Here is a 4,001-nt window from a genome sequence, read left to right on the forward strand (position 1 = left end):
CGATATAAAATGTCGAGCTGCGCTGGAACGACGAATCCCGTTCACAACAAAAGCCGCGGCGTATGGGTCCCCGCTTTCGCAGGGACGACAGCGGAGTTGGTGACGGCTACTTGTCGCTCAAGACGTCGCCGAACAGCGCCCAGGACTTGCCGTCGAACCGCGCCATCTGGATTTGCCGGATCGGCGTCACATTGTCGGGCTCGGTCTGCACCTTGATGCCGGGCAACAGCATCGGCAGCTCGAGCGCCTTCAGATTGGTCGCCTGCTTGATGATGTTGGCACGGCTGTAGTCGCCGTTGCAGTTCTTCAGCACCGCCGTCATGACCTGCGCCACCGTGTAGCCCTGCACGTTGAAGAGGTCGCCGGGGCTCGCATTCGGCTGGTACTTCTTCATCCAGTCCGCAAACTCCTTCTGCGCGGGATCGTTGGCCCAGCGCGGATCGGTCGGATCCTTCAGATAGAGCCCGGTCACGACGCCGATGACGTTCTCGAGACCGGCCGGTTCAAGCACCGCGGAGACGGAATTGGAGACGGTCGGCAGGATCGTCAGCGGCTTCCAGCCCATGCTGGCCGCCTTGCGCAGCGCCTGGGCCGCAAATTTCGGCGTCGCCTCCGCGAAGAAGACGTCCGCACCGGACTCGCGCATCGTCACCATCTGGGAATCGATGGTGGGATCGGTCGTGAGATACGTGGTCTCGGCGACGATCTGGCCGACATGCTCGCCGAGCCCGTCCTTGAACCCCCTCAGATAGTCCTTGCCGGCGTCCTCGTTCGGCGTGATGACGGCGATCTTCGCATCCGGCTTGGTCTTCAGGATGTATTTTGCGTAGAGCCGGCCTTCGAGCTCGTAGGTCGGATTGAAACCGACCGTCCACGGGAACTGCTTTGGATCGTTCCAGCGCGTCGCGCCGGAGGACACGAACAGCTGCGGCACGCGCTTGATGTTGAGGTACTTCTGCACCGAGATGTTCGGCGCGGTGCCGACCGCGCTGAAGACCGCGAGCACCTCATCCTGTTCGACGAGCTTGCGGGTCTGCTCGACGGTCTTCGACGGCGAATAGGCGTCGTCGAGACTCTCGAAGTCGATCTTGCGGCCGTTGATGCCGCCCTGATCGTTGAGCATCTGGAAATACGCGGCTTCGGCACGCGCGATGGTGCCGTAGGCCGACGCCGGGCCGCTATAGGGCGCGGTGTTTCCTATTTTGATCGCGGTGTCGGCTGCCACGGACGGCGAGATCAACGAGGCCGTGAGGGCGGTGAAGGCGAGAAAGCCCGCCAGGCGGGAGCGAGTTGACAAGAGCATATCCTTTTCTTGGTTTTCTTGACGCGGTGCACATTATCCATCGCGTCCGGGCAGGCAATCACCAAGAACGTCCCGCGAGATTTCCGCATGCCGGCAATCGCGTTCGCGCATAGAACGCCATGCGCTTTCAAAGTCGGAATGTTGCCGTGATGTTCATGATGTGAGCCTTCGATAGACATGAAGGTTCACCGAGCAAGACTCGCATTCCGCGCGGCGGTGCGCGCCGCGCTCATGTCAGCGAGAGCGTGATCCTCAGGCCGCGACCGCAGCCGCGCGCGGGCTGACGACGTATTCCTTCAGCACCTTGTCGGTGCCGTCGATCTCGGTCAGCGCGACGTCGTAGGACCACAGATCGGCGAGGTGTTGCAGCACGCGCCGCGCGTCGGTCTCGTTGAGCTGCGCGCCCTTCACGGTGGTGTGGCGCAGCATCAGGCGACGATCGCCGTCGAGATCGACATCCATGACCTCGATATTGGCGTCGACGAAGCCGACGTCGTATTGCCGCGCCAGCTCGCGGCGGACCCGGCGGTAGCCGCGCTCGTCGTGGATCGCGTCGACCTTGATCCCCTGGCTTTCCGCGGGGTCGTCGTGCAGGTGGAACATGCGGAAGCGCCGGATCAGCGCCGGGCTGAGGAACTGATTGATGAAGCTCTCGTCGCGGTAGTTGCTCCAGATCTCGCGCAGCACGCCCTCGACGTCGCCCTTGCCGGCGATGTCGGGGAACCACTCGCGGTCCTCGTCCTCCGGATTTTTCACGATCCGCTCGATGTCCTGCATCATGGCGAAGCCGAGCGCGTAGGGATTGAAGCCGGAATAGCGGCGGTCGTCGAATTCGGGCTGGAACACCACATTGGTGTGCGACTGCAGGAATTCGAGGAAATTGCCGTCGGTGATCCGGCCCTGCTGATGCAGCCGGCTCATGATGCGGTAATGGACGTAGGTCGCGGTGCCCTCGTTCATCACCTTGGTCTGGCCCTGCGGGTAGAAATACTGCGCGATGTGGCGAACAATGCGGATGAGCTCGCGCTGCCAGGGTGCAAGGCGCGGCGCGGTCTTCTCGAGGAAATACAGGATATTCTCCTGCGGCAAGCCGAGCAGCGCGCGGCGGCGCTCGGCCGTGAGCGTAGCCTTGCTCTTGGCCTTGGTGTTCGGCACCGTCCGCCACAAATCGTTGAACACGCTTTCCTCGTGCTGCCGGCGCTCGCCGGCCCGCTTCTCCTCGGCACGCAAATCGAGCGTCTTCTTTCCGGGATAGCGGTCGACGCCATGCGACATCAGCGCGTGCGCGGCATCGAGCGTCCGCTCCACCGTCTCGCGGCCATGGCGGTCCTCGCAGACCGCGATGTAGCCCTTGGCGAATTCCAGATAGTCGAGAATGCCGTCGGCGTCCGTCCACTGCTTGAACAGATAGTTGTTCTTGAAGAAGTGATTGTGCCCGAACGCCGCGTGCGCGATCACCAGCGTCTGCATCGTCGCCGTGTTCTCCTCCATCAGATAGGAGATGCACGGCGAGGAATTGATCACGATCTCATAGGCCAGGCCCATCAGGCCCTTGCGATAGGACGCTTCCTGGAACGCGAACTGCTTGCCGAATGACCAGTGCTTGTAGAACAGCGGCATGCCGACCGAGGAATAGGCGTCGAGCATCTGCTCGGCGGTGATCACTTCGATCTGGTTGGGATAGACGTCGAGCCCGAGCTCGGTGCGCGCGATTTTCTCGCAGGCGTCGTGGACCCGCTGCAAGGTCTGGAAATCCCAATCGGCGCCCTCGAACAGCCGTTCCCCGGAAGAACCCATCACGCTACACCCTTTCCTGCTTGCTGCGGCGCTTGAACAGGTCCTGGAACACCGGGAAGATCTCGCCGCGCTCGCTCACCTTGCGCATCGACAGCGGCGCGCCCTCGTTGCGCAGACGCTCATAGAGCGTCCAGAGCGAGGAGTCCGGCATGTCGAAGGTGTAGTTGGCGGCTTCGCCGACCTCGAGATAGGCGAAGAACTGGCAGACCGGCAGGATCTTGTCGGTCAGGAGGTGACCGGTCAGCGCGCTGTCCGAGGTCATGTTGTCGCCGTCCGAGGCCTGGGCGGCGTAGATGTTCCAGTCGGCCGGACGGAAGCGGGTGCGGACGATATCGTTCATCGCGACCAGCGCGCTCGACACCAGCGTGCCGCCGGAAGCCGGTCCGTGGAAGAAGGTATCCTCGTCGACCTCCTCGGCGCGGTCGGTATGGCGGATGAACACGATCTCGACGTGCTTGTAGCGCCGCTTCAGGAACACGTAGAGCAGCATATAGAACCGCTTCGCCAGATCCTTCATGTGCTCGGACATCGAGCCCGATACGTCCATCAGGCAGAACATCACGGCCTGCGCCACCGGCTTCGGCACCGTCTCGAACCGGCGGTAGCGGATATCGATCGGATCGATGAACGGGATCCGCTTGGCCTTGGCCTTCAGCGTTTCGAGCAGCGCCAGCAGCTCGCGGCGCCTCGCATCGTCGTCGCATTCCGCAAGCTCCGCCTCGAGCGCCTCGATGTCGTCCTTGCGCGGCCGGCGCAGTGCCACGCGCCGCGCAAGCGCCCGGCTCACCGTGCGGCTGATCGAGATGTTGGCGGGCGAGCCGGAGGTCGCATAGCCGGCGCGTTGAATACCTTCGCTTTCGGTTTCCGCGAGCTTGCGCTTGGCAAGATCGGGCAGTTCGAG

Annotated in this window: 3 protein-coding genes; all 3 read right to left on the reverse strand. The window is 63.0% G+C overall.

The features are described 5' to 3' along the window. Positions 1–106: 106 nt before the first annotated feature. Positions 107–1,303: an ABC transporter substrate-binding protein gene (locus tag AKL29_RS04260; RefSeq protein ID WP_167350382.1), complete on the reverse strand. Its 1,197-nt coding sequence runs from the start codon at positions 1,301–1,303 to the stop codon at positions 107–109. Positions 1,304–1,555: 252 nt separating this feature from the next. Beyond that, positions 1,556–3,100 carry a SpoVR family protein gene (locus tag AKL29_RS04265; RefSeq protein WP_028332674.1) on the reverse strand — a complete coding sequence of 515 codons (1,545 nt, stop codon included), beginning with the start codon at positions 3,098–3,100 and terminating at the stop codon, positions 1,556–1,558. Between the two features lie 4 nt (positions 3,101–3,104). Then, positions 3,105–4,001 (reverse strand): YeaH/YhbH family protein (locus AKL29_RS04270; protein WP_244481751.1); only part of this gene is annotated, 897 nt, incomplete at its 5' end.

The organism is Bradyrhizobium pachyrhizi, from assembly GCF_001189245.1.
In the GTDB taxonomy this organism is placed as follows: domain Bacteria; phylum Pseudomonadota; class Alphaproteobacteria; order Rhizobiales; family Xanthobacteraceae; genus Bradyrhizobium; species Bradyrhizobium pachyrhizi.

Bases quoted from the DNA above. Each gene is read 5' to 3' on its own strand.
- AKL29_RS04260 (WP_167350382.1), bottom strand. From the start codon at position 1,303: ATGCTCTTGTCAACTCGCTCCCGCCTGGCGGGCTTTCTCGCCTTCACC.
- AKL29_RS04265 (WP_028332674.1), bottom strand. From the start codon at position 3,100: ATGGGTTCTTCCGGGGAACGGCTGTTCGAGGGCGCCGATTGGGATTTC.